Origin of the sequence: Nonomuraea polychroma (genome assembly GCF_004011505.1) — a bacterium.
Classification (GTDB): domain Bacteria; phylum Actinomycetota; class Actinomycetes; order Streptosporangiales; family Streptosporangiaceae; genus Nonomuraea; species Nonomuraea polychroma.
In genome coordinates, this window is the sequence record NZ_SAUN01000001.1 from 11,144,128 (window position 1) to 11,169,686 (window position 25,559).

General features: G+C 69.4%; 23 protein-coding genes and 1 tRNA gene. 11 read left to right on the plus strand and 13 right to left on the minus strand.

The genetic code is table 11. The annotated features are described in order from the left end of the window. The first annotated feature begins 424 nt into the window (after nucleotides 1–424). From EDD27_RS52030 to EDD27_RS52040, 3 genes are read left to right on the plus strand one after another with little or no spacing between them, the layout of a single operon-like run. Nucleotides 425–925 (plus strand): (2Fe-2S)-binding protein, encoded by a 501-nt coding sequence (locus tag EDD27_RS52030; protein ID WP_421917395.1) that lies wholly within the window; start codon nucleotides 425–427, stop codon nucleotides 923–925. Next, the gene (locus tag EDD27_RS52035) at nucleotides 925–1,905 is read left to right on the plus strand and encodes an FAD binding domain-containing protein (RefSeq protein ID WP_127940069.1); all 981 of its coding nucleotides are present in this window, start codon (nucleotides 925–927) and stop codon (nucleotides 1,903–1,905) included. The genes EDD27_RS52030 and EDD27_RS52035 overlap by 1 nt, the downstream gene beginning before the upstream one ends. Next, on the plus strand, nucleotides 1,902–4,085 hold the full coding sequence (locus EDD27_RS52040; protein WP_206642041.1) for a xanthine dehydrogenase family protein molybdopterin-binding subunit: 2,184 nt from the start codon (nucleotides 1,902–1,904) through the stop codon (nucleotides 4,083–4,085). The genes EDD27_RS52035 and EDD27_RS52040 overlap by 4 nt, the downstream gene beginning before the upstream one ends. A gap of 162 nt (nucleotides 4,086–4,247) precedes the next feature. Here EDD27_RS52040 and EDD27_RS52045 read toward each other — a convergent pair whose 3' ends face one another. Beyond that, a complete protein-coding gene (locus EDD27_RS52045) occupies nucleotides 4,248–5,375 on the minus strand; it encodes an MFS transporter (protein WP_241564947.1) in 1,128 nt (375 codons plus the stop codon). Nucleotides 5,376–5,681: 306 nt separating this feature from the next. Here EDD27_RS52045 and EDD27_RS52050 point away from each other — a divergent pair, with 306 nt between their 5' ends. Beyond that, nucleotides 5,682–6,908 carry an MFS transporter gene (locus EDD27_RS52050; RefSeq protein WP_127940071.1) on the plus strand — a complete coding sequence of 409 codons (1,227 nt, stop codon included), beginning with the start codon at nucleotides 5,682–5,684 and terminating at the stop codon, nucleotides 6,906–6,908. A gap of 516 nt (nucleotides 6,909–7,424) precedes the next feature. On the opposite strand, the gene EDD27_RS55175 is transcribed toward EDD27_RS52050, so the two are convergent. The 7 genes from EDD27_RS55175 to EDD27_RS52085 form a co-directional block, all read right to left on the minus strand. Beyond that, nucleotides 7,425–7,562 (minus strand): hypothetical protein, encoded by a 138-nt coding sequence (locus EDD27_RS55175; protein ID WP_164904162.1) that lies wholly within the window; start codon nucleotides 7,560–7,562, stop codon nucleotides 7,425–7,427. A gap of 38 nt (nucleotides 7,563–7,600) precedes the next feature. Beyond that, entirely contained in the window at nucleotides 7,601–10,399 is a 2,799-nt protein-coding gene (locus EDD27_RS52060; RefSeq protein ID WP_127940072.1) for an FAD-binding and (Fe-S)-binding domain-containing protein, read from the minus strand. A gap of 19 nt (nucleotides 10,400–10,418) precedes the next feature. Continuing rightward, nucleotides 10,419–11,432, minus strand: a complete 1,014-nt coding sequence (locus tag EDD27_RS52065) for a zinc-dependent alcohol dehydrogenase (protein ID WP_127940073.1) — start codon at nucleotides 11,430–11,432, stop codon at nucleotides 10,419–10,421. Continuing rightward, on the minus strand, nucleotides 11,432–12,292 hold the full coding sequence (locus tag EDD27_RS52070; protein ID WP_127940074.1) for a fumarylacetoacetate hydrolase family protein: 861 nt from the start codon (nucleotides 12,290–12,292) through the stop codon (nucleotides 11,432–11,434). Before EDD27_RS52070 ends, EDD27_RS52065 begins: the two co-directional genes overlap by 1 nt. A gap of 16 nt (nucleotides 12,293–12,308) precedes the next feature. Beyond that, nucleotides 12,309–13,190 carry an SMP-30/gluconolactonase/LRE family protein gene (locus tag EDD27_RS52075; protein ID WP_127940075.1) on the minus strand — a complete coding sequence of 294 codons (882 nt, stop codon included), beginning with the start codon at nucleotides 13,188–13,190 and terminating at the stop codon, nucleotides 12,309–12,311. Further along, complete coding sequence (locus EDD27_RS52080) at nucleotides 13,187–13,981, minus strand: IclR family transcriptional regulator (RefSeq protein ID WP_127940076.1); 795 nt, start codon at nucleotides 13,979–13,981, stop codon at nucleotides 13,187–13,189. The genes EDD27_RS52075 and EDD27_RS52080 overlap by 4 nt, the downstream gene beginning before the upstream one ends. Before the next feature lie 434 nt (nucleotides 13,982–14,415). Next, nucleotides 14,416–15,612 (minus strand): NAD(P)/FAD-dependent oxidoreductase, encoded by a 1,197-nt coding sequence (locus tag EDD27_RS52085; RefSeq protein ID WP_127940077.1) that lies wholly within the window; start codon nucleotides 15,610–15,612, stop codon nucleotides 14,416–14,418. A 260-nt stretch (nucleotides 15,613–15,872) separates the two neighbouring features. On the opposite strand from EDD27_RS52085, the gene EDD27_RS52090 reads away from it, so the two are divergent. The 4 genes from EDD27_RS52090 to EDD27_RS52105 all read left to right on the plus strand — a co-directional run bounded on the left by EDD27_RS52090 (nucleotide 15,873) and on the right by EDD27_RS52105 (nucleotide 19,618). Continuing rightward, nucleotides 15,873–16,823 carry an RNA polymerase sigma-70 factor gene (locus EDD27_RS52090; protein WP_127940078.1) on the plus strand — a complete coding sequence of 317 codons (951 nt, stop codon included), beginning with the start codon at nucleotides 15,873–15,875 and terminating at the stop codon, nucleotides 16,821–16,823. A 141-nt stretch (nucleotides 16,824–16,964) separates the two neighbouring features. Beyond that, complete coding sequence (locus tag EDD27_RS52095) at nucleotides 16,965–18,029, plus strand: hypothetical protein (RefSeq protein WP_206642042.1); 1,065 nt, start codon at nucleotides 16,965–16,967, stop codon at nucleotides 18,027–18,029. 139 nt (nucleotides 18,030–18,168) lie between these two features. Beyond that, entirely contained in the window at nucleotides 18,169–19,392 is a 1,224-nt protein-coding gene (locus EDD27_RS52100; RefSeq protein ID WP_127940079.1) for a cytochrome P450, read from the plus strand. Between the two features lie 7 nt (nucleotides 19,393–19,399). Then, the gene (locus EDD27_RS52105) at nucleotides 19,400–19,618 is read left to right on the plus strand and encodes a ferredoxin (protein WP_338324739.1); all 219 of its coding nucleotides are present in this window, start codon (nucleotides 19,400–19,402) and stop codon (nucleotides 19,616–19,618) included. 678 nt (nucleotides 19,619–20,296) lie between these two features. On the opposite strand, the gene EDD27_RS52110 is transcribed toward EDD27_RS52105, so the two are convergent. Then, complete coding sequence (locus EDD27_RS52110; protein WP_127940080.1) at nucleotides 20,297–20,887, minus strand: TetR/AcrR family transcriptional regulator; 591 nt, start codon at nucleotides 20,885–20,887, stop codon at nucleotides 20,297–20,299. Nucleotides 20,888–21,022: 135 nt separating this feature from the next. On the opposite strand from EDD27_RS52110, the gene EDD27_RS52115 reads away from it, so the two are divergent. After that, complete coding sequence (locus EDD27_RS52115) at nucleotides 21,023–21,376, plus strand: DoxX family protein (RefSeq protein WP_127940081.1); 354 nt, start codon at nucleotides 21,023–21,025, stop codon at nucleotides 21,374–21,376. Between the two features lie 188 nt (nucleotides 21,377–21,564). Here the strand turns inward: EDD27_RS52115 and EDD27_RS52120 are convergent, their stop codons facing one another. The 3 genes from EDD27_RS52120 to EDD27_RS52130 form a co-directional block, all read right to left on the minus strand. Then, nucleotides 21,565–22,050, minus strand: coding sequence for a hypothetical protein (locus EDD27_RS52120; protein WP_127940082.1), 486 nt, complete (start codon nucleotides 22,048–22,050; stop codon nucleotides 21,565–21,567). Between the two features lie 301 nt (nucleotides 22,051–22,351). Then, entirely contained in the window at nucleotides 22,352–22,723 is a 372-nt protein-coding gene (locus tag EDD27_RS59155; RefSeq protein WP_127940083.1) for a replication-relaxation family protein, read from the minus strand. Nucleotides 22,724–23,111: 388 nt separating this feature from the next. Next, nucleotides 23,112–23,183, minus strand: a tRNA-Arg gene (locus EDD27_RS52130). Nucleotides 23,184–23,299: 116 nt separating this feature from the next. On the opposite strand from EDD27_RS52130, the gene EDD27_RS52135 reads away from it, so the two are divergent. After that, nucleotides 23,300–23,686, plus strand: a complete 387-nt coding sequence (locus tag EDD27_RS52135) for a response regulator transcription factor (protein WP_127940084.1) — start codon at nucleotides 23,300–23,302, stop codon at nucleotides 23,684–23,686. A gap of 119 nt (nucleotides 23,687–23,805) precedes the next feature. Further along, nucleotides 23,806–24,471 (plus strand): AIM24 family protein, encoded by a 666-nt coding sequence (locus EDD27_RS52140; RefSeq protein WP_206642043.1) that lies wholly within the window; start codon nucleotides 23,806–23,808, stop codon nucleotides 24,469–24,471. Between the two features lie 16 nt (nucleotides 24,472–24,487). On the opposite strand, the gene EDD27_RS52145 is transcribed toward EDD27_RS52140, so the two are convergent. Beyond that, nucleotides 24,488–25,531: a cellulose binding domain-containing protein gene (locus EDD27_RS52145; RefSeq protein WP_127940085.1), complete on the minus strand. Its 1,044-nt coding sequence runs from the start codon at nucleotides 25,529–25,531 to the stop codon at nucleotides 24,488–24,490. Nucleotides 25,532–25,559: the final 28 nt, after the last annotated feature.

Sequence of the window (25,559 nt, forward strand, 5' to 3'; positions counted from 1 at the left end):
AGTCTCGCGCGACGCTTGCTCGAACACGCAGGTGTGCTGTCAGCGCATGTCTCAACAGGCCCTCTCCCAGGCCGTTAACCAGCGGTTTTATGGGTAGCGGCCGAGGGACGTGATCCGCATGGCCGTCTCTTCCCGCCGACTGCTTGGCGGGGAGACCGGCGGCCGCCGCGGCACCGGATTCCTTGGTGACGTGGCACAGCGCAGTGCTGACACAGGCATGCCCCCGGGGCACGCCGACGTGTGAGAGCGCCGATCGTATGCCGAATCGAGAGGGGTGCATATGTCCTCCGGACTCCCGGACTCACGTGTTCCGCCCGAGGCGGAGCACGCGTCGAGGGTGTCTCGGCGTACGTTCATCGCGACGGCGGCGGCGACGGCGGCGGCTGTCGGCGGTGTGGCCGTGGCGTGCGATCTGGTGCCGGGACTGTCCCCGCTCGGAACCGAGCCGGCCGAGGTGCCGCTCAGCGGTCGCGTCTCGCTGGTGGTCAACGGTGAGAAGCACGCCGCGACGGTCGACAACCGGACGTCGCTGCTGGATCTGCTGCGCGAGCAGCTCGGGCTGACGGGCACCAAGAAGGGCTGCGATGCCGGCGCCTGCGGGGCGTGCACGGTGCTGGTCGACGGCCTCCGGGTCAACGCCTGCCTGACGCTGGCGGTGCGGCTGGCGGGCGCGGAGGTCACCACTATCGAGGGCCTGGCGGACGACGGCCAACTGCACCCGCTGCAGCAGGCGTTCATCGACGAGGACGCCTTCCAGTGCGGCTACTGCACCCCCGGCCAGATCATGTCCGGCATCGGCTGCATCCGTGAGGGCCACACCGGCTCCCCCGAGGAGATCCGGGAGTGGATGAGCGGCAACATCTGCCGCTGCGGCTGCTATGTGCAGGTTGTCAGGGCGGTCGAGCAATCGGCGAGGTGGGCCTGATGCACCCCTTCTCCTACATCAAAGTGTCCGACATCGCCGGCGCGCTCGCCGCCGGGCGTCGTGGCGGCCGCTACATCGCCGGCGGCACCATGCTGGTCGACCTGATGCGCGAGAGTGTCGAGCGTCCCTCCACGCTGGTCGACATCAGCGCGCTTCCGCTGCGCGACGTCACCGCCACCGCGCGCGGGGGCCTGCGCATCGGCGCATTGGTACGGATGGCCGAGGCCGCCGCCCACCCCAAGGTGCGCGCCACCTACCCCATCATCTCGCAGGCACTGGAGCTGAGCGCCTCTCCCCAACTGCGCAACATGGCCACCATCGGCGGCAACATCATGCAGCGCACCCGGTGTGCGTACTTCCGCGACGTGACGGCGGCCTGCAACAAGCGCGAGCCGGGCTCGGGGTGTGCGGCGCTGGGCGGGTTCAACCGCACCCACGCGATCCTCGGTGCTTCCGATCACTGCGTGGCCACACACCCCTCGGACGTCGCCGTGGCGTTCGCGGCGCTGGAGGCGAGCGTCCACCTGCTGGGCCCGGACGGGCAGCGCAGCGTCGCCCTCGCCGACTTCCTGCTGCCGCCCGGCAGCACACCGCAGCGGGAACAGTCCGTGCGGCCAGGCGAGCTGATCACCGCTGTCGAGATTCCCGCCCTGCCGCGCCCGCTCAGGTCCGGATACCTGAAGGTGAGCGACCGGCAGTCGTATCAGTTCGCGCTGACCTCGGCGGCGGTCGCACTGCACGTGCGCGGCGGTGTGATCCGCGAGGCGAAGGTGGCCGCCGGAGGCGTCGGCACCGTGCCGTGGAAGCTGCCCGCCGTCGAGCGCCGCCTCATCGGCGAACGGCCGTCGGAGGCGCTGTGGGCCGAGGCGGCCCAGCAGGCGGCCGCCGGGGCTCGTCCGCTCACCCATAACAAGTTCAAGATCGCACTGCTGAAGCGCACCGTCGAACGCCAGCTGCGCATCGTGGGAGGCACCGCGTGAGCCGGCAAGCCGTCGGGGCGCCGCTGTCCCGGGTGGACGGGCGCCCGAAAGTGACCGGACAAGCAAAGTACGCCGCCGACCACCCCACCAACGGGGTCGTTCACGCCGCCATCGTCGGCAGCACCGTCGCACGGGGACGGATCACCGGCATCGATGCTCGAGCGGCCCTGGCCGTGTCCGGTGTCCTGAAGGTGATCAGCCACCGCAACGCGCCCAAGCTGGCCTACAGAGCCAACCCGAGCTCGAACAACCCGGAAGGCGGGGAGCGGCTGCACGTCTTCCAGGACGACAAAGTCCTCTTCCACGGGCAGCCGGTCGCGGTCGTGGTGGCCACGACGCCGGAGGCGGCTCAGCACGGCGCAAGCCTGGTCGAGGTCCGCTACGACGCCGAGAAACCATCGACGGACCTGACCGGCACTCCCGCGAACGCCCCCGTGACCTACGCGCGCGGCGACGCCGACCAGGCCATGCGGTCTGCCGCGGTACGGCTGGAGATGACGTACCGCACCGCCCGCAACCACCACAACGCGATGGAGCCGCACGCCACCATCGCCCGTTGGGACGGCAACCGGCTCACGGTCTGGGACAAGACCCAGTGGGTTGTGGGCACGCAGAAGGAACTCGCCGCCGTGTTCGGCATCGAGCAGCACGCGGTGCGGGTCATCTCGCCGTTCGTGGGCGGGGCGTTCGGCAGCGGCCTGCGGGCCTGGCCGCACGTCACCATCGCGGCCCTCGCCGCGCGCGAGATGGGCCGTCCCGTCAAGCTCGTCCTCACCCGTAAGCAGCTGTACTCAGGGACGGGATACCGGCCCGCGTACGAATACCACCTTCGCCTGGGCAGCGACCGTCGCGGCCGGCTGACCGCGATGGTCCACGACATCAAGGCAGAGACCTCGTCGTACGAGAACTTCGAGGAGGGCGTCCTGGCGGCGGGGCAGATGCTCTACAGCATGCCCCACATCCGCCAGACGTACCGGACCGTGCCGCTGGATGTGAACACCCCGCTCTACATGCGCGGCCCCGGTCACGCCACGGCGGCCTTCGCCATCGAGTCAGCGATGGACGAACTCGCCCACGCATTGGACATCGACCCGATCGAGCTGCGCCGCCGCAACGAACCGGCCGAGGACGAGTCGAACGGAACGCCGTTTTCCACCCGGCGGCTGCGCGAGTGCTACACCGTCGGCGCCCGCGAGTTCGGATGGGACCGGCGCGCCCCCAAACCGCGCTCCACCCGCGACGGCGACTGGCTGATCGGCATGGGCATGGCCGCCGGCGTCCACACCACCCGGCGGAACCCGGCCCAAGCTCGGGTCGTGCTCGACGCACGTGGCATTGCTCTGGTCGAGGCGGCGACCAGCGACATGGGCCCCGGCACGTACACCTCCATGACCCAGGTCGCCGCCGACGCCCTCGGGCTGACCGTACGGGCCGTGACGTTCCGGCTCGGCGACTCCACCATGCCGCCGACACCGGCGCACGGCGGCTCGCAGACCATGGCGAGCGTCGGGTCCGCCGTCCAGGACGGCTGCGACAAGCTGCGGCGCCAGGCGATCGAGCTGGCCGTCGCCGACGAGCGATCGCCGCTGCACGGCGTCGAGGCCGGCGACGTCGCGGTCACCGACGGCCGGCTGCACGTCAAGCACGACCCCGCGCGCGGTGAGACGTACCAGCAGCTCCTGGCCCGCAACAACCGCACCCGCCTCGAAGCGCTCGGCTCCTTCACTCCGGGGGAGCCCCGGCTCTCCATGTACGCCTACGGCGCGACGTTCGCCGAGGTCGCCGTGGACCACCGCCTCGGCCTGGTCCGGGTCCGGCGGATGCTCGGCGTCTACGACGCGGGACGGATCATCAGTCCCAAGCTCGCCGACAGCCAGGCGCTCGGCGGCATGGTGGGCGGCATCGGCACGGCCCTGCTGGAGCACACGGTCACCGACCACCGCGACGGCAGGATCGTCAACGCCAACCTCGCCGACTACCTCGTCCCGGTCAACGCCGACGTCCCGGACGTTCGGGCGATCTATCTGGACGGCGAGGACCGCGAGGCGAACCCCATCGGCGTCAAAGGCCTCGGCGAAGTGGTTCACATCGGTGTGGCACCCGCCATCGCCAACGCCGTCTTCCACGCCACCGGCCGCCGCATCCGCGGGCTGCCCATTACCGCCGAAGCCCTGCTTTGATCGCCGGGATACGCCGCGGGAAACCTCAGCTTCTTCCTGGCGTCCTCGGCGCTGTTCGCGTTCAGCCTGCCGATGTTCGAGCATGTCTGCGAGCAGCGGCGGCTCGTACGAGCGCTGTTGGTGCGCGGGCATCGGCCTCGCTCGACCTGCTGGTGGCCTGCATCAGGGGTAGCTGAGGAATAGGGGCACCGCGAGGAATGCGAGGGCGGCCGTCCAGAACGCGCCCGCACCTGTGCTGCCGGCGATGGAGCCGAACACCGCGACCAGGCCCGGGACCACGGGCTGGGCGATGCCCCAGGAGGAACCGTGGAAGGCGAACCAGCGGGGGCGGTCGGGTTCGGGGGCGGCGTCGGCGACGAGCGCCTGCCAGCGTCCGAGCAGTAACCCGTTGGCCGCGGTGGACCCGAGATAGGCCGCAGCGGTCAGCCAGACTTGGTCTGAGATGGCCATGGCCAGGGCGAGCAGGCCGAGCAGGACCACTCCGCCGCCCAGTACGATCCCGTGCCCGCGGCTCTCAAGATGTCGCCCGGTCGCCCACAACGCCAGCGGGCCGAGCAGGGCCGCGCCGGCGAGGGTGAGTCCGGGTGCCCAGGCGGGAGCGCCGCGTTCGAGCAGTGCCAGGGGCAGGAACATCATCACGGCCAGGCTGCCCACCGCGAACACCGTGCCGGCCAGCGTCAGCCGGAGCAAGGGAAGAGGCGGGCGCCAGCGCCGTCTCGTCGCGGCACCCGCGGCGCGCTCCTCCCCTCTGGGCAGGAACCGGACGGCGATTCCGGCCGCTGCCAGGCAGGTCACCGCATCCGCGATCACCAGCCAGCGCACGCCCAGTGGCAGCAGGACCGCGGCGAGCAGACCCGCCACCGCTCCGGCCGCCGACAGGGAGACTCCGAGCAGCGCGTACACGTGCTGCCGTCGTGCTCCGGTGGCGGCCCGCGCGAGGAATTCCTGGGTAGCGGGCTCGTACAGCTCGAAGGCCAGGCCCACGAGGACGACCGCGCCCAGCACGTATGGCGGTGTGCGGGCGGCGGCGAGGACGAGCAGGGACAGCCCGGTCAGCCCGAGGCCGAGGGCCAGCACGGTCCGCGGCGGCAGCCGGTCCAGCAGGAAGGCGCCTGCCCAGCGCGAGACGAGGGCGGCGATCCCGAAGCTCGCCAAAGCGGCCGGCGCCAGCTCCGGACCGGTGAGCACCGCGAGGAAGGCCAGGGCGTAGGAGCCGAGCTGGTTGAGCACGCGGATCCACAGCAGGGTTCTCGCGTCGGCCGGGATCGATTCTCGCTGTCTCTCGCCCATGAACACCGACGCAGGCTACGTGCTCACTCCGACAAAACAGGTAGTGGCGCTTATCAGGCTTTTCGTCGGTCCCCGGTCCTTGGCGCGAATCAGCTTGCGTTCGGCGACCCGGCGCATCCAGGCACGGGGATGATCGATGGTGCCCCATGTCCGCAGGAGGTCTTCAAAGGTGGCCCTGGACGATGTCTGGCCCGCTGGCCCAGGTCGCCGCGAGTGAGCGCGGTCGCAGCGACCCTCCTCACCACATAGGGCGTAGACGGAAAACGCGTTGCCGTGGATTCCCGCAAAACGTATGGTTTTACGCTCGTGATCACAGTGGTGGAGCGAGTTCTACCTGCCCGGCTAGGGACAGGATTCCGGTGGTTGCTGGCCTCCAGCTGGCTGACAAATCTCGGTGACGGGGTCGCGGCCGCCGCGGGCCCCCTGCTGATTGCGACGTTGACCCGCGACCCGCTGCTGATTTCGCTGTCGGCCTTGGTGGGCTGGGCGCCGCCGCTGCTGTTCAGCCTGTATGCGGGAGTGCTGTCGGATCGGTACAACCGGCGCAGAATCGTGCTCGTCGCGAACGCGGTGCGGGCCGTGGTGCTGGCGGCGCTCGTCGCGCTCATGGTGACCGGCACCGTGACCGTGGCGACGGCGCTGGTGGCGCTCACGCTCCGGTCCATCGCCGAGGTGTTCGCCGACAACGCGACGGCCACGCTGACGCCCATGATGGTCAGCAAGGACGATCTCGTCATCGCCAACGCCCGTCTGGGCACGGGATTCATCACGCTCAATCAGCTCGCCGGGCCGCCGATCGGCGCGGCACTGTTCGGCCTGGGCTTTACCTGGCCGTTCGCGGGCCAGCTGCTCCTGGTGGTGGCGGGGATCGTCCTGATCGCCCGGATCACGCTGCCGCCGCACGGCCGACAGGCCGACGACCCCAAGCCCGGCACCGTACGGGAACTCATCGCCGGGTTCACCTGGACCATCCAGCACGCGGCGGTCCGCACCCTGGCGCTCACAATCCTGATCTTCAACTTCACGTTCGGCGCGGCCTGGTCGGTTCTCGTCCTCTACACCCAGGAGCAGCTCGGCCTCGGCGCCATGGGCTTCGGCCTGATGACCACCATCGGCGGGATCGGCGGCTTGATCGGCACCGGCCTGTACGGGGCCATCACCCGCAGGATGAGCCTCGGTGCCCTGATGCGGATCGGACTCATCATCGAAACGTTCACCCACCTGGGCCTGGCCCTGACCCATTCGCCATGGGTCGCCGGGGGCATCTTCCTGGCCTTCGGCGCGCACGCGTTCATATGGGGCACGACCTCGGTCACCGTCCGCCAGCGCGCGGTCCCGCGCGAACTCCAGGGTCGGGTGGGCAGCGTCAACACCATCTGCGTCTACGCCGGTCTGGTGGTCGGCTCGTTGATCGGCGGTGTCCTGGCCGCCCGCTTCGGCGTGGCGGCGCCCTTCTGGTTCGCCTTCGCCGGCTCCGCGGTATTCGTGGTGCTGCTATGGCGGCAGCTCATGCTCATCGCCCACGACGACTGACCCATCGTGACGTCGCGGCCGCACCTGGGCTTTGATCCACCCCTACGGCGGGTCCAGCGGGCCGGAGGCACGCATTGCGACGCCCGGCCCGAGGGGTTTCCAAAAAGGACTTTCAGCCCTGACTGGTGGGAAACTCCGCACCGGCGCCCGGCGGAACGGGACACGGAGGCCGCACACCGTCAAAGAGAAACGCCGGTCACGCTGCGGTGGCCATTGTGCGTTCGCCGACCTCCGTCAGCGTGTGCTCCCGCCCGTCGACCAGCCCGTAGCGCCGGCGCAGCATCTCGCTGATGGCGCACTCCAGGCCGGTCACCCACTGATCGAGCCGCTCCCACTCCAGGATGTCGATCGCCTGCTGCTCGGGATCGGCCCACGTCTCGTCGGCGATCGCATGCCCCGATCTCGGGGCCCATGACCGGTTCGTGATCGAGGCACCTCAAGGCTGATCAGCTCGACGAGAGAAGGCCATCCGCTGTCACCGATGGCGCCGGCTGACTCCCCATCCGCGATCGGCGATCAGCGGCGAGTGTCGTAGACGCCGATCCACCACGGGGCGCCTTCCCGGGGGCCGATCTGGTTCGCCAGCAGCCCCGGCGCGAGTGTCAGCGTCTCCTGGTCGAAGGGCGCGTTGCAGGCACCCTTCGTAGCGCGCACGCTTGCTGTTCATCGACGCTGCCGTGGTGAGCTTCTTCTCAGGTGGTGGCCTGGTCGAGGAGTTCGAGGAGGTGGTGGTACGGCCGGCCGGTGGCGCGGGTGAGGCCGAGCTCGCAGGTGCGGTTGAGCGAGGCGTGCGCCGCGAAGTTCCCGGCCGACACGGCGGCAGCTTCGGCACGGGTGGCCGAGGCGGTGAGCTCCGGGCGGAGCAAGCCGCGGTCGCCGGCGAAGGCGCAGCACTGCCATCCGTCCGGGACGACGACCCGCTCGGCGACCGCTTCGGCGATGCGGGTCATGGCGGCGTCCAGGCCGAGCCGGGTGGAGGAGCAGGTGGGGTGCAGGGCCAGGGAGCGCAGGCGGCGGTGCACGGTCAGGCGGGGCAGGAGCTCCTTGGCGGTGAAGGCAACCGCGTCGAGCACCTGAAGAACGGCGCCGGGTCCTTCTCCCGCCGAGGCGGCCAGCCGGTGGAATCCCTCGGTGCAGGAGGCGGCGTCGCTGACGATAGGGATACGGCCGCCGTCGGCTGCTGCTGCGAGGAGCGTGTAGACGCGGCGGGCCATGGTCTCGTGGCCGTCGGTGTAGCCCTTGGACGACCAGGGCGTGCCGCAGCACAGGCCGCCGATCCCCTCTGGGATGTGCAGCCGCACGCCAGCGCGCTCGGCCAGGCGGGTGAACGCCGTCATCACGCCGGGGCCGCCGTCGGCGGGGGCGAACAGCGTGTTCAGGCAGGACGGGACATACACGGCGTCCGGGTTCCGCGCCGGGTCCGGCCGGCGGCGCTTCCCACCCTTCGGCAGGTCCCGGGTCCACTGCGGAACGGCCTCGGGACCGGTGACGGCTCGGGCCGCGCGGCTGGCGGCCTCCGGGAGGCTGGGCGGGGCCGCCTTCGCCATGTCCAGTGCCAGGTCAAGAGCTCTGGTCATCCCGGTCCAGTGCTTGGCAGCTGTCTTCCAGCCCTTCTGAGCCAGGCGGCCGTGGCGTTCGGCGCGCAGGCGTTTGGTCAGGTCGCCGGTGTTGATGCCGACAGGGCAGGCGGTGGCGCACATGCCGTCCACGGCGCAGGTGTCCACGGCGTCGTAGCCGTACTCGGCTTCGAGTTCGTGGGCGAGGACGTGGTCACCGGCCTCGCGGGCGGCGGCGAGTTCGCGGCGGAGCACGATGCGCTGGCGTGGTGTGGTGGTCAGGTCGCGGCTGGGGCAGACCGGTTCGCAGTAGCCGCATTCCACGCACCGGTCGACCTCGGGCTCGACGGTGACGACGGTCTTGAGGTCGCGCAGGTGCGCCTTCGGATCGTCGGTGAGGACGACGCCGGGGTTGAGCGTCCCTGCCGGGTCGCACAGGCGTTTGACCTCGCGCATCACCTCGTACAGTTCGTCGCCGTACTGGCGGCGGACGAAGGGGGCCATGACGCGGCCGGTGCCGTGCTCGGCCTTGAGCGTGCCGCCCCGGGCGAGGACTGCCTCGACCATGTCCTCGGTGAAGTCGGCGTAGCGCCGCAGGCCGGTGTCGAAGCGTTCGTTGAGCATGAAGTGCAGGTTGCCGTCCTTGGCGTGGCCGAAGACGACGCTGCGCTCGTAGCGGTGCTTGGCGAACAGGGCCGTCAGGTCGTCGCACAGGTCGGCCAGGGCCGGCACGGGGACGGCGACGTCCTCCAGGAGGGCGGTGGTGCCGCTGGGGCGGGCGCCGGCGACGGAGGCGTACAGGCCCTTGCGGATGTGCCACAACGCGGCCCGGCCGCGTGCCTCCCTGCTGAGCCGGGCCGCAGCCGCCAGGGCCAGCGCGCTGAACAGCTCCTCGGCGGCACGCTCGCGCTCGCCGAGGACGGCGGGGTCGGTTTCCTGCCACTCCACCAGCAGCGCCGCGTGATCCCGTACGCCGAGCGTGCGGAGCACGTCGTCGGCCTTGGGGTCGGTCTGGGCCACGCGCAGGGATTCGGCGTCCAGCAGCTCGATCGCGGCGGGGCCGACGGCGACCAGGTCGGGCATGGCCGCCATCGCCTGACGCAGGGTGGGGAAGACGAGCAGCCCGGTGGCGGCCAGGCGGTGGGCCGGGACCGTGCGCAGGACCGCTTCGGCGACGAATCCCAGGGTGCCCTCGCTGCCGATGACCAGGTGGGCGAGGATCTGGGCGGGGGAGTCGTGGTCGAGGAAGCTGTTGAGGCCGTAGCCCATGGTGTTCTTGATCGAGAACTGGGCGGTGATGCGGCGGACCGAGTCGGTGTCGCGCCTGATCCGGTCGCGCAGCCGTTCCAGACCGGAGGCGAGTTCGGGTTCCAGGGCGCGCAGGCGCGCGTCGGCGTCGGGAGCGGCGGTGTCGAGGACGGTGCCGCTGGGCAGCACGAGGGTCATCGACTCCAGCGTCTGATAGGTGTTGGCGTGGGTGCCGCAGGTCATGCCGCTGGAGTTGTTGGCCACGACGCCGCCGATCGTGCAGGCCGACTCGCTGGCCGGGTCCGGGCCCAGCCTGCGGCCGTGGGGCGCGAGCCGGGCGTTGACCTGCCGCAGCACCGCCCCGGGCTGCACCCGCACGCGCGCGCCGTCGTCGAGGACCTCGATGCCGCGGAAGTGCCGCCGGGTGTCGACCAGCAGGTGCTCGCTGACCCCCTGCCCGCTCAGGCTGGTGCCGCCGGAGCGGAAGGTGAGCGGCAGGCCGGCCCGCATCAGCGCCGCCACCTGCTCGGCGCTCTCGGGCACCAGGACCGCTTGCGGGGTGAGCAGGTAGTGCGAGGCGTCGTGCGCCATGCCGAGCCGGTCGCTCACCCTCGTGCGGGCGATCCCGGGAACGGCGTTCTCCACCGCCGCCAGGACGGCGGGATCCGGTGGCTTGATCAGGTTCATGGCTCTCTTCACGGGCGGTTCAGCGCCGCGGGTCTATGTGGATCTTAGGGCCCGGCCCGGCGCCGGCAGGGCGGTCTCCGGCCAGGACGTCCATGGTCTCGGCCAGGCCCACTGTGGCGGCCACGAGCGGGCGGGCGTCGACCGACCCGTCGGCGTAGGCCGCGATGGCTCCCGGCAAACCGGCCGAGCCACCCAGGATACCCACTGCTGTGACGTCCTTGAGCAGCAGGTCACGGGCGTCGAGGGTGCTCGGGGTGCCGGCCAGGCCGATGTAGACCACCCGTCCGGCCGGCTCCACCAACTCCAGCGCGAGTGCCGGGAGGTGCGGCGCGTTGGAGGCGTCCACGACGGCGTCCCACGGCAGCGCCGGCAGGGACGGCCGCGTCCAGGCGTCGTCGAAGCCGAGGCGACGGGCTAGCCGTAGGCCGTCCTCGTCGCGGCCCATCAGATGGACCTCGGCTCCGCGAGCTCGCGCGAACAGCGCCACCAGCAGGCCGATCGTGCCCGTGCCCAGGACCAGCAGCCGCTCGCCCGGCTCCAGGCCGGCGGCGTGCACGGAGCGCAGGGCGTTGCCACCCGGCTCGACGAGCGCGCCAGAGGCGGCGTCCACCGTGTCCGGCAGCGCGTGCAGGGCCGATGCCGGCACGGCCAGCTGTTCGGCCAGCGCCCCGGCGCGGCCGCGGCTGATGCCGATCTCGGCCAGATCGGCGCACACGTGGTGGCGGCCCTTGCGGCAGCGGTCGCAGCGGCCGCAGCCGAGCATGGTGTCGCCGGTGACGCGGCGGCCGAGCCAGGCCGCATCGACGCCGTCGCCGACCGCCGTCACCGTGCCGCACCACTCGTGGCCGGGGCGCAGCGGATACCAGGAGCGGCCGGTGTGCAGGTAGCTCATCTCACCGGTGAACAGCTCCACATCGGTGCCGCACACCCCGGCCCGCTCGATGCCCACGACCACCTGCCCAGGACCCGCCACGGGCGGCTCGACCTCCTGGACCTCGGCCTTGCCCGGGCCGGTGAGGACCAGCGCGCGCACTAGCGCGGTCCCACGACGGTCTGCCGCTGGCGGCCGAGCCCGTCGATACCGAGCTCCATCACGTCGCCCGGCTGGAGCCAGATCGGCGGCTTGAAGCCCATACCGACGCCGGGCGGTGTACCGGTGTTGATCAGGTCGCCCGGCTCCAGCACCATGAACTGGCTCAGGTGGTGCACGATGACGTACGGGTCGAAGATCATCGTCTTGGTGGTGCCGGTCTGGCGGCGGACCCCGTTGACGTCCAGCCACATGCCGAGGTCGCGCACGTCGGGGATCTCGTCCGGGGTGACCAGCCACGGCCCGGCGGGGTTGAAGGTCTCGGCGGACTTGCCCTTGCTCCACTGGCCGCCGCGCTCCATCTGGAAGGCGCGCTCGCTGACGTCGTTGACCACGCAGTAGCCGGCGATCGCGTCCGCGGCCTCCTCGATCGCGTCCAGGTAGGAGGTGCGGCGGCCGATCACGATGCCCAGCTCCACCTCCCAGTCGGTCTTGGTCGCGCCGCGCGGGATTCGCACTTCGTCGTACGGGCCGATGAGCGTGTTGGGCGACTTGGTGAACAGGATCGGCTCGCCGGGGACGGCCTGCCCGGTCTCCGCGGCGTGGTCGCTGTAGTTGAGGCCGATGCACAGGATCTGATGCGGGCGAGCGATCGGGGCTCCGACGCGCTCGCCGGCGAAGGCGTGCACCTCGCCCCGGTCGACGCGGTCGGCGACCGGTCCGGCCAGCAGCGCCGTGCCGCCCGCGCCGAAGAAGCGCTCGTCGAAGTCGGGCGTGAGGTCGGAGACGTCGACGTAGTGGGTCTCGTCGAGGCGGACGACGGGCTTTTCGGCGCCGGGCGCGCCGATGCGCATGAGATACAAGGGGATTTCTCCAGGGTCAGAAGGGGTTCCAGTAGGGCATCGGCAGGCCGCGCGCATGCACTCGTGCGGTGAACAGGCGGCCCGAGTCGGGATGGGCGGCCAGGTCGTCCGAGGAGAGCCCCTGGGTGGCCGTGGTGATGACCAGGGTGTCGAGGTCCGGGCCGGCGAAGGCGGGACAGGAGGTGTGCGGCGCGTCGACCTCGACGACGGTCAGGAGCTCACCCGTGCGGGTGCGGCACTCCACGCGACCGAGCCCCCAGTTGGCGATCCACAGGTTGCCGTCGGCGTCGGCGCATATCCCGTCGGGCTTGCCGTCAGTGATGACGAACGCCTCCCGCCGCGGGCCGGTCTTGCCGGTGGCCGCGTCGTAGTCGCGTACCCAGACGATGCCCGGCAGGGTGTCGACGCTGTAGAGCCGGTCGCCGATCCAGGCCAGGCCGTTGGAGAGCACCAGGTCAGTGTCGAGATAGGTCAGCCCGGTCTCGTCCAGGCGGGCCAGCACCTCCTGCCCCTTGCGCCCGTCCTGGGCCAGGCTGCCGACCAGGAACCGGCCCGCGGGATCGACGGCGCCGTCGTTGAGCCGGCTGCGCACGCCCAGGGGCAGCACCCGGGCCAGCTCGGTACGGCGGCCGTCCAGGTCGAGGCGGGTGAGCGTCGCTTGCTCGGCCACGATCATCGTGCCGTCCGCGGCGACGGCGACCGCCCCCACCGTGGAGTTGAAGGTGTGTCGTCCGACAGCGGTGACCCGGCCGGTCTCCGCGTCCAGCAGGCCTTCGTGCACAACGCCCGCGACGATGTCCACCCAACGCAGACGACCTCGGGCGGCATCCCACACCGGACCCTCGCCGAGCTCGTAACGGTCTTCTGAGGCTGGGGTCGCGGTCAGGCGCCTGATCACAGATCGTCCTGGCCGGAGACGATCGCGAGGATGGCCGGCAGGTCGTCGATGAGTTTGTCCACCGGCGTGCGGTAGGCCAGGCCGCTGACGCTGATCGCGCCGCTGGGAACCGTGGGCGAGGTCAAATAGGCCGGCACCGCGATGCAGTTGACACTCGGCTCGTTCTCCCGGTCGTCGACGGCGTAACCCCGCCGGCGGATGCGTTCCAGCTCGGCGTGCAACTCCTCGACGGTGCCGATGGAGCGCTCGGTCGGCTGTTCCAGCGTCCGGTCGCCCACCCAGGCGCGCACCGCCTCCTCGTCGGGCAGGGTATGGGCGAGCAGCACCTTGCCGACACCTGTGCAATGGGCCGGGTTGCGGCCTCCGACGACGGAAGTCAGCCGCACCGCGCCGGCAGGCGGGTCGAGCTTGGAGCGGTAGACGACCGAGGCGCCGTCCAGAACGGCGTAGTGCACGGTCTCGCCGTAACGGTCGCACAGCGCCTTGAGGATCGGGGTGACGCGGACATGGTCGGGCCGCGCCTCGTGGTGGGCGAAGGCCAGGCGCAGGAACTCATCTCCCAGCACGTAGTGGCCGTGGCCGTTCTGGGCGGCGAACCCGGCCCGCCGGAGTGCGGCCAGCGCGCGGTGAACGGTCGGCTTGGGGCTGTCCACTGCGCGGGCCATCTCCTCCAGACCGATCCCGTCCGAGTGACGGGCCAGTTCGGCCAGCACCGCCAGCACCCGATCGGAGCCGACAAGCTTCTGCTCGGCATCGCTGCTCGCGTCGACCGGCCTCACCAACTTAGGCATGTTCCGAAGGTTAGACCATCGTTTCAAGAAACGAAAGTTGCCCTCAATCACCCCTCCCCTGCGGTGTGAGGGATGGGCTAGTCTCGCCGCAAGTTCCATCAAATCGATTTAAGTTCCAATTATCGGAATAGAACGTTGGTGTGGTGTCCATGCACCGAAGCTCCCAGTGGTACGCCGGTACCGACCGCACCGCCGAGTTCGTACACGGCTCCGAGGTGGCCGTCGGTGGTCAGGACCGCAGCGGCGGCCTCGGCGTAGTCCGCGATGGTCGCGGCGCTGACCCGGCCCTGGCCTGCGGCGCTGGCGATACTGCCGTGCTGCTGGTACAGGGCATCAGCCGGTACGCCAGCGAGGCCGGCCGGTCCGGCCGGCCTCGAACCGACTGGTGTCGAAGCGATCAGTGGCGGTGCTGTCCACGCGGACCCCCCAAGCGGCTACGCGAGCACCTTCTCGGCGGACGCATCTGGCGCGGCGGCCAGGCGGCGCTTGCGCTTGGGCAGGCCGAAGGTCGGGTGCGAGATGCCCCACAGCGAGATCTTGAGGATGCCCGTCTTGATCCGCGCGGCCTTCCGGCCGCCCACATACTTCGGCTTTGCTTGCGCTTTGTCGTCGACCATCTGCAGGATCCCGTCCCGCCGCCCGCGGCTGATGTGGTTGCCCGGGTAGTCCAGCTTGCTCTTCGCAATCTTGCGGCCGGTCAGGCGTCCCACGATCGCGTCCGTGGCCTGCCGGCCGGTGGAGCCGGCCGAAGCGCAGGACATCGGCAGCGGCCGGCCGTTGTCGCCGATGGCGTAGGCGCTGTCGCCGGCGGCGTAGACGTTCGGGTGCGAGACCGACCGCATGGTGCCGTCGACGACGATCTGACCGTTCTCGGTGACTTCCAGCCCGCTGGCGGCGGCGATGGGGTTGACCGCGAACCCGGCCGTCCACACGGTTGCGTCGGACGCCAGGGCGGTGCCGTCGGCGCACAGCACCCGCGTCGCTTCGACGGCTTCGACGCTGGTGTGCTCCAGGACGGTGATGCCCAGCCGGCCGCAGGCCTGGCGCAGGTGGCTGCGGGCCCCGGCGGACAGCCGGGCGCCCAACTCGCCGCGGGCGACCAGCGCCACCGACAGGCCGGGCCGGGATTCGGCGAACTCGGTGGCCGTCTCGATGCCGGTCAACCCGTCGCCGACGACCAGCACCCTCCCGCCTTCGCCCCGCCTGCCCAGGATGTCCAGGCGCTCGCGCAGGCGCAGCGCCGAGGGCCGGGCGGTGACGTGGAAGGCGTGCTCGGCCACGCCGGGGACGCCGCAGTCGGCGACGTGGCTGCCGAGCGCGTAGACAAGCGTGTCGTAGGCGAGCTGGCCGCCGCCGGCGTCGGCCACGGCGACGACCTGGCGCTCGGGGTGGACGGCGGTGACGCGGGCCAGGCGCAGCCGTATCCCCGTGCCTGCGAAGACGTCGGCGAGCTTCCGAGCCTCGATCTTCTGGCCGGCCGCGAGCTGGTGCAGCCGTAGCCGCTCGACGAAGTCCGGCTCAGCGTTGACCACGGTGATCTCGGTGTCCGCCGGGGACAGCCGGCGGGCCAGGTTCCCGGCCACGTAGGCCCCGGCATAGCCGGCGCCGAGGACGACGATGCGGTGCTTCATGTGTTGCTCCTGTCGGTTCGCATGCTCCCGGTGAGTTGAGCGGTCACCACTCAACGGGGGCCAAGGCGATCACTGGCGGAGTTGTGTGCCGCGCGGATCATTCGCGCGGCGTCCTGACGACCATGAGGCGTCGGCGTCCCGAACTTTGTGACAGCGCGGTCATGTGATGTACGCCACCGAGCATGGGGTGTCACACAGCGGTGCGAGCCGGCGTCTTGTGCGTGGAGCAGGAGTTGCGGGTGAACAGGCAGGAGCCAGGTATGAACGAGCGCAGGGATGCAACGACGGGCACAGCCGAGCCGATGGCTGGTGGCGGCCGGATGGACTGCGCCACCGAGGCGACCGAGACATTCCTCGCTCACCGCAACCTGCTGTTCACCGTCGCTTACGAGATGCTCGGATCGGCGGCCGACGCCGAGGACGTCCTGCAGGAAACCTGGTTGCGGTGGGTGAAGGTCGACGTGGGGCAGGTGCACGACCAGCGCGCCTACCTGGTGCGGATCGCCACCCGGCGCTCGCTGGACCGGCTGCGCACCATGAAGCGCCGCAAGGAGGCGTATGTCGGTCCCTGGCTGCCCGAGCCGCTGCTCACCGCGCCCGACGTGGCCGAGGACGTCGAGCTCGCCGAGAGTGTGTCGATGGCGTTGATGCTGGTCCTGGAGACGCTGTCGCCGACCGAGCGTGCCGTCTTCGTGCTGCGCGAGGTCTTCGATGTCGGCTACGAGGAGATCGCGGCCGCCGTCGCCAAGACCCCGGCGACCGTGCGCCAGATCGCGCACCGCGCCCGCCGGCACGTCGATGCTCGGCGGCCTCGCGAGGTGGTCTCCCCGGGTCAGGCCCGGGCGGCTGTGGAGTCGTTCCAGCGCGCGCTCGAGACGAGGGACCTGCAGAGTCTGCTTGACGTGCTCGCCCCTGAGGTCGTCCTGGTGAGCGACGGCGGCGGCGTCAAGCAGGCCGCGCCGCGGCCGATCATCGGTGCCGGCAAGGTGGCCCGCATGATCGTTGGCGGCCTCGGCAAGGCCCAAGTCGCGCTCACCAGCGAGTCCACCGTGGTCAACGGCAACCCGGCACTCCTTCTCCGCGTGGACGGCGAGATCGACGGCGTCATAGCGATCCGTGTCGAGGACGCCCGCATCACCGGCCTCTACTACGTCCGCAACCCTGAAAAGCTGACCCGCATCGCATTCGAGACCCCACTCACGCTGAAGTGATCCTTCAGCCGCCGCGCCATGATCACGACATCGCGATAGTGCGGAGCATCCCGAGCGAAGGCATCCGCTCATCGGCACAAGTGCGTACCGGCCCGCCCGTTACCACGTAAACCTCGCAAACGTTGTATTCGAGGAGTAGATATGGCCGTTCAGGCCCCGCTGGCAGCCGACACACCACCGTCACCCTGGCCGACGGTGGCCAGGGCAGTCGTCCTGCTCACGGCGAGCATGTCCGTGCTGCTCACCGCCTTCGCCTGGCCGTCGGTGCGCTCGTCGGTACACGATGTGCCGATCGCCGTCGCCGGGCCGGCCGCCGCGGTCGAGCAAGTCAGCACCGCTCTCGGCCAACGCCTGCCGGGCGGCTTCGAGACCGCCGAGGTCGCCGACACCGCGGCTGCCGAACGGTTGATCCGCGACCGGGAGGTGTACGGGGCGATCGACGTCAGCTCCGGCACCCCGCAGGTCATCATGGCCTCCGCCGCCAGCGCAGCGGTCGCTCAGACCCTGCACAGCGTCGCGACCGCGCTCAGCCAGGCGCAGGCACAGGGCACCCGTACGGCGGTCGCCGTCCGCGACCTCATCCCACTGCCGGCCGACGACCCGCGCGGCGCCGGCCTGGCCGCCGGAGCCCTGCCTCTGGCCATGGGTGGCCTGCTCGCCGCGCTGCTGCTGACCAGACTCGTCCGCGGCACCGCCCGCCGGGTCACCGGAGCGCTCGCCTTCGCGATCACCGGCGGCCTGGCCGTGGCAGCGATCCTGCAGTTCTGGTTCGGCTCGCTCACCGGCGCTTACTGGGGCAACAGCGGCGCCATCGCCCTGACCATCGCGGCCACCTCCCTGAGCATCCTCGGGCTGGAGTCGCTGCTCGGGTACGTCGGCTTCGGTCTCGGCGCCGTCGCCATGATGCTCATCGGCAATCCCCTGTCAGGTACCGCGACCGCACCCGAAATGCTGCCCGGCTGGTCCGGCATCCTCGGCCAACTGCTGCCGCCCGGGGCGGGCGGCCAGTTGCTGCGCTCCACTGCGTTCTTCGACGGCCGCGGCGCCACCCACTCCGTCATCGTCCTGGTCACCTGGCTCACGCTCGGTGTCGTGCTGTGCCTGGCCAGCGGCCTGCGCGCGCGCCGTGCCGCCACCGTCGCCGCGGGATTCGTGAGGACGCCCTCATCACCGGCCTCTACGACGTTCGCAACCCCGACACGCTGACCCGCATCGCATCCGCGACCTCGCTCACCCTGCGATGAACACAGGCGGCGGAACAGCCACGTGACCAGGCACGGTGTCTGACTTCAGTCCCGAACAGCCCCGAACAAATTCAGCCAGATCTTTTACCGGGAGGTCATTCATGACGAAGAGCATCGCCGGCGAACTCGCTGACCTGGAGCTGCCGGTCGAGCGTGGCTGCCCATTCGCCCCGCCCGCCGAGTACGAGCGACTGCGCGAGCAGGCGCCGATCAGCAGGATCCGCCTGACCAGCGGCGGCAAGGCGTGGTGGGTGTCCGGGCATGAGGAAGGCCGTGCCATTCTCGCCGACCCCCGCTTCTCCTCCGACAAGCGCAAGGACGGCTTTCCGCTCTTCACCCTCGATGCGGCGACCCTGCAGCAGCTCCGCAGCCAGCCGCCGTTGATGCTCGGCATGGACGGCGCGGAACACTCCGCGGCCCGCCGTCCGGTGATCGGCGAGTTCACCGTGAAGCGGCTGGCCGCGCTGCGCCCGCGGATCCAGGACATCGTCGACCACTTCATCGACGACATGCTCGCCGCCGACCAGCGGCCGGTCGACCTGGTGCAGGCGCTGTCCCTGCCGGTGCCCTCACTGGTGATCTGCGAACTGCTCGGCGTCCCCTACCCCGCCCACGACTTTTTCCAAAGCCGCACCACCATGTTGGTGCGCCGGACCTCGCTGGAAGACCGCCGGCGAGCCTTCGCCGAACTGCGCGCCTACATCGACGACCTGGTCACCCGCAAGGAGTCCGAACCCGGCGACGACCTGTTCGGCCGGCAGATCGCCCGGCAACGCCAGGAGGGCGCCCTCGACCGCGCGGGCCTGGTGAGCCTGGCCTTCCTGCTGCTGACCGCCGGACACGAGACCACGGCGAACATGATCTCGCTCGGCGTGGTCGGGCTGCTCTCCCATCCCGAGCAACTGGCCTTGGTCAAGGCCGACTCGGGCAGGACGCCCATGGCCGTGGAGGAACTGCTGCGCTTCTTCTCCATCGCCGACGGGGTCACCGCCCGGGTGGCCACCGAAGACGTGGAGATCGGCGGGGTGATCATCAAGGCCGGCGAGGGCGTCATCGTCTCCGGCCTGTCGGCCAACTGGGACCCGGCGGTGTTCAAGGATCCGGCCGAACTGGATGTCGAGCGCGGGGCCCGCCACCACCTCGCCTTCGGATTCGGCCCGCACCAGTGCCTCGGCCAGAACCTGGCCCGGATGGAACTGCAGATCGTCTTCGACACGCTGTTCCGCCGCATCCCCACCCTGCGGCTCGCCGCACCGGTCGAGGACCTGCCGTTCAAGACGGACGCCGTCATCTACGGCGTTCACGAACTCCCGGTCACCTGGTGAGGCGGACATGATGCGGATCAAAGCGGACACCGGGGTCTGCGTCGGCTCCGGCCAGTACGTCCTGACTGAGCCGGCCGTCTTCGACCAGGACGACGACGGCATTGTGGCCCTGCTGACCGATCATCCCGACGACCAGAGCGCCGCACAGGCGCGCCACGCCGTCACCCTGTGCCCGTCCCGAGCCCTCTCCATCCTGCAGAAGATGAACCTCCGTCCGTGCCCGTAGCGGGCGACGACGTCCGGGCGGGTAGGTCAGACCTTGCCTCCGGCGCATCCGCGTTGAAGGCAAGGTGAGGCGATCCGGACCGCAGCAGGGACTCTCATCACGGTGATCGTCGCCATGAGTGGGTGTGTCCAGTTATCAGCAGGTCGTTGAGATCCAGGCGGCGGTCAGTACGCAGCTGGATCTCGCCGTACGGGGTCATGTTCGAGTGGAAGATCGGGATCAGGCTCAGGGCGTCGAGAAACGGTCCCCGATCCGAGCGCCCCGCAGAGGAGCGCTTCGGGCCACACCAGCCTCCTCATCGAGATCGGAGGTGACCTCCATGCCTCCAGCGGCGCGTCCAGATCCTGGACGTAGTCGCCCAAACGGCGCACGTTGTCTTCCTGGTAGGGGACATGGCGGCCACATCGGCGCGATGTACCGCCCAACCCTCGCGGCACAGATGGTTCAGCATCAGCGACCTATCCAGCGTGGTCTGGAACATGACGAGTCAATGGGGAGTCGGCGACCAGCGTGTTGAACTTGATGGCCTTCTCTTGCTCCTCGGGCTCGTCTTCGGCGATCACTCCGTTGTTGCCGAATCAGGGGTGCCGTTATGAAAGGTGCGATGATCCGCCAAACCGCATCTGATCTGGGATTTCGTCGGTGTGTGCTTGTGCGGACCAGTTGGTCGACCGTTCGCTATCGCGTTTGCGGTCTGGGGCTCATCCCAGCGAAGACTGCTTGGAGTACTCGGTCGATGTAGTCGTGTGTCACCGGCTGTTGTGTGATCAGAAACCGGTAGTACAAGGGGCCGGACAGGATCTCGAATGCCAGGTCCAGGTCGAAGTCGGGGGCGAGTTGCCCCTGGTCCTTGGCGGCCTTGAGGCGGGTCAGGGTGTTGGCGGTCTGGGGCTCGATGAAACGCCGGTTGAGTGCGGCGGCGACGTCGGGATCGTGCTGAGCTTCGCCGATGAGGTCCTGGTACAGCGGGCCCCAGGGAGGCCGACCTAGCAGGTCGGCGGCCTTGGTCATCACCTCGCGTAGATCGGCCACGATGTCGCCGGTGTCGGGGTGGTCCAGGCCTTCGGTGTTCAGGCTGAGGACCGCGTCGAGGAACAGCAGGCCGCGGGAGGGCCAGCGGCGGTAGATGGTGTGCTTACCGACGCCGGCCCGAGTTGCGACGGCCTCGATGCTGAGCTTGGCGTAGCCGACCTCTCGGGCCAGGTCCAGCGTGGCCCGCATGATCGTTTCGGTCCGGTCGTTGGCGCGAGTGGCGCGGTGGTCGGTCATGCCGTCACCCTACTGGAACGGCACGTGCCGTGTTGACAAATGCGAATCCGTTCGGCCATGCTGACGCACAGCACGGCACGATCCGTGCCGTGCTGATGTGCTCACAGACACCGCTGAGATCGAGAAGGGCAGCTCATGTTCGCCGCTTATGTCACGGTCACCGTCTTCGCCTCGTTATTGAACGGCAGCGCCGCCGTCGTCTACCTGATCGGACACGAATTTCCCAAGGCTCAGGCGGACATGAAGCGCCTGCCACGGTCGTGGGTACCGGTGTTGGGCATGTTGCTGGCGGCGGGCTCTTTGGGGCTGCTGGGCGGGTTCGCCGTACCAATGCTGGGGACACTCGCTGCTGCTGGCCTCGTGCTCTACTTCATCGGCGCGCTCCTTGCGCACCTGCGAGTGGGTTCTCGCAAGCTCGTGAATTGGGCCGGATTCTTCGCCGCTGCGGTGGCCGCACTAGCCGTGAACCTGGGCTACCACTGGTCGTGATCCGTGGAGACAAGCTCTCTCACCTGGCCGCCGCGGCATGACGATCGACGCGTCGCCTCACATTCCCAGCGGTTGTGTCGTCGGATTCCACATCCCGATTGCCAGTCCGTCCTGCTGACCTGGCCGCACTCCTCCACCCGAATCACCTGGCGCGACCCACCCTGTCCGGTTTCGCGGTCGGAGGGAAATCAGTTCACGCAGTCCTGGTTCTTGAGGGCAAGGCCGAGTTGCTCGACCCTGTTCCGTTGGTTGACGCCGAAGTAGTAGTACGCCTTTTGGTTACCGGGCACGGTGACGTAGTAGCCGCTCGGCTCCTCTTTGACGCCGGGGTAGGCCTTCTTGACCTGGCGGAGAGTGGAGCCTGCGCCGATGCCCCTGGGGGTGCGCACCCCGGCCGGCGCGAAGATGACGGCGACACCGCGCTTTTTGGAGATGTAGAGCCTTACCTCGTTGCGGGCGTTGCGGTGGGCCTTGTAGTCCCAGCCGGAGCAGTAGTCGCGCCACTTGAGCACGATCTTGCCCGTGGCCTTGGCCTGTTTGGCGGTCATCCCCAGCTTGATGCCGCCATAGCCATACGGGCCGAAGGCGCCCGACGTGGCGGCGACGGCTCCTGCCGGGCTCGTGATCACCAGCGTCGCGCTGGCGACCGCCAGTGCCGCTACCAGTCGAGTCATGTTCATCCTCATCGCCCCGTTTTCTCGAGCAGTTTGTTGATATGCCCCTCTCTGTGACGCCGCCCACCGGTGGATAGTTCGCTGCCGGCCGACCTCAGCGGCTGAGCAGGTCCCACATCCCCTTGGTGATCACGGCGGGGATGCGGGAGCGCGTCGCCCGCCAGCGGCCATCTCGCCGCCCTACTGCGGGTCCGCGAACACCTACGCGGCATCGAGTACCACATACTCGCGGATGGCACCGGTAGCGGCAGGCCTGAAAAGAAAATGCAGTGTGCGTCTTCTGCATGTTGGACCGTGCCATTTACGCCTCTTCTAGGCGCATCGCATGAGGGCTGTACGGGGATGGAATCGCTCTGCGTGGTACGGCCAAGTCCGGTCCGTTGCGGAGGGAGTCGATGGTGTGGGTGAGGCGTTGGCTGTAGGCGATGGACAGTGCCCGGTCGCGGCGGTAGCCGAAGGCGGCGAGGTCGATGCCATCCTCTTGGGCGAGCACCGCTGCGCCGGCTTCACCGAGGACGTAGTGCCAGGGCGCGGAGCCGATCGGGGTCCGGGGTCGGAAGCGGTCCAGGACGCCATGCCGGTGCAGCGCGATGAGCCGGTGGCGGCGGTGGAGGGGTGCTCGAAGTACCCGTTGCGCTCCTGCATCATCTGCGAGATCTGCGACCGTCGGCATGCACGGTAAGAGCCGCAGCGAAGTGTCGTACTACGCCTGCGAGCCCGACATGCGCCACCACAAAGACCGCCGCGAGTGGCACGCCAGCCACCCGAAGAGCCTGTGGGTTCGCGAGGACGACCTCCTCGATCTCGCACACGAATTCTTCGCCGAACGCGTCCACGCCGGGGGACGGACGCGAAGACCGGCTCAGGAAGGAGATCCGCGATCTGGAGAAGCGCCAGGCGGCCTTCAACCTCGGACTCCGCCATCGCGTCGAGGCCCACGAAGTGCTGATCCGGATCACCGTCAAGGAGGGCAACTTGCCCCTGATCAAGACCCTGAGCAAAGAAATCGCCGACCCGCCCCAAGGCAGATCGGCGACCGAAGATGCTTCCCTTGTTCTGTGTGCCCCCTGCAGGATTCGAACCTGCGCACCCGGCTCCGGAGGCCGGTGCTCTATCCCCTGAGCTAAGGGGGCTCAACGAGTGCTAAGGCTATCAGCATCTACGCACTACTCTGCACCGGATAACGCTCGTCGAACACATCCCGTGAAAACCGCACGTGACCGGCCTGCTACAGGTTAGCTTTGCGGCCGTGAGTGAGGTTCTTGGCAAAGTACTGGTCGTGGACGATGACGAGGTCATCCGTCAGCTCATCGCGGTCAACCTGAACCTGGAGGGGTTCGAGGTGGCGACCGCCACGGATGGGCAGGATTGCCTCGATCGGGTGAGGGACGTCAAGCCCGATGTCATCACGCTGGATGTGATGATGCCGTGCCTGGATGGGTGGGCTACGGCGGAGAAGTTGCGTACGGATGAGGACACCAGTCACATCAAGGTCGTGTTGATCACGGCGCGGGCGCAGGATGATGACAAGAGACGGGGGCTGGGGATCGGGGTTGACGCCTATCTGACGAAGCCGTTTGATCCGGCGGAGTTGATCCAGGTTGTCCGGGATCTGGCGGAGAGTGCCCGTCGGTGAAGAGGGCCGAGGTGAGGGGTGCTGGGGCGGTCCTGTGGCCCGTCGTGGTGGCGGGTGCGCGGGTGTAGCGCTTCTTCCGTACGCTGGCGGCAACACTCCCGTTTTGAAGGGTTGAGACGGTGCGTAGCTCGATTTTCGGCAATCTCGACGGCCAGCCGTTGCCCGGCGGGTTCGTGCTGGAGAACAAGAAGATGTTGCGCGTCCAGTTGCCTCACGAGGTGCTTGCCAAGCAAGGCTCGATGGTCGCCTTCCAAGGGCAGATGGACTTCGACTACGAGGGGGCCGGCGGGCTCGGCAAGCTGTTCAAGAAGGCCGTCACCGGTGAGGGCGCCTCGCTCATGCGGGTCCGCGGTGAGGGGCTGCTTTATCTGGCCGACAACGCTGACGACATCCACCTGTTCTACCTGGAGAACGAAGGGCTGACCGTCAACGGGCGGAATCTGCTGGCGTTTCAGCCGCAGCTCACCTGGGACATCCAGCGGGTCCAGGGGGCCGGGGTGGCGGCGGGCGGGCTGTTCAACACGACGGTGACGGGGACCGGGTGGGTGGCGGTGACCACGCACGGTACGCCGGTGTTGCTCGATGTCGCACGCATGCCGACGTTCGCCGATGGGCAGTCGGCGGTTTGCTGGAGCACGGGGCTTCAGGTCGGGGTCAATCGGACGATGAAGGTGGGCGCGTTGATCGGGCGGGGGAGCGGGGAGGCCATGCAGCTGGCGTTCAGGGGGCAGGGCTTCGTGCTGGTGCAGGCCAGCGAAGGTGCCCCCATGGTGACCACTTCTTGATGCTGCCGATCGGCTTCTAGGCGCAGGTTGGGGTGGGGGCGGTGTTGGTGCCGTTCCACGAGGCCAGGAAGCCGAACGTGGCCGTGGCTCCGGGTGCCAGGGAGCCGTTCCAGTTCACGTTGCGCACCGTCACGTCCGCGCCGCTCGCGCTCAGCGTGCCGTTCCAGATCTGGCTGATCTGCTGCCCGTTGGCGAACGTCCACCGCACCGTCCACCCGTTCATCGGCGTGGTGCCGGTGTTCTTGACGGTGACCTCGCCCTGGAAGCCGCCCTGCCACTGACCGGCGTTCTTGTACGTGGCCGTGCACCCGCCACCACCGGTGGGGGTGACGGTGGGGGTCACGGAGGGCGACGGGGTGACGCCGGACAGGGCGTTCACCAGGGCCGGGTACCACTTGTCGGAGATCTTCTGATCGCCCGCCGCGTTCGGGTGCACCCCGTCGTACGTGTCCGTGCTGGTGCTGAACCCCGTCCATTGGTCCACCACCGTGATGGGCGACTGCTGGGTGGAGGTGCTCGTGGCCCAGCCGGGGATGGCGTTGTTCAGGTTCACGGCGCGCTGGGCGCATTCGGCGCAGGTGGACGGGTTCATCGGGATGATCTTGGCCACGAGGATCTTCATGGCGGGGTTGCTGGCCCGCATCTGGTTCACGAGCGTCGTGTACGCGCTGAGGATCGTCGAGGTCGGGATGTTGCTCCACACGTCGTTGGTGCCGAAATGCATCATGACGATGTCGGGCCTGGTCGCGGCGAGCCAGCCGGGCAACTGGTTCTGGTTGGCGACGTTCGTGGCAAGGTAACCGCCGTGGCCCTCGTTGTCGCCGTCGTACGGGACCGAGCAGCCCTGCGCCGGGAGGGTGCCGACGAAGTCGATGTTCGTGTAGCCGGTGCTCTGGAGCTTGTTCCAGAGCAGGGCCCGCCAGCAGCCGGGGGAGCCGGTGATCGAGTCGCCCAGGGGCATGACCCTGATGGCGGCGGCGCCGGCCGGGGTGGTCGTCAAGAACATCACCGCGCCGGCCATCGCCAGCAACGCCGCCAGTAACGCCCAGGTCTTCCGCATCGTCCGCACTCCCGTCGTCGCCTGGCGC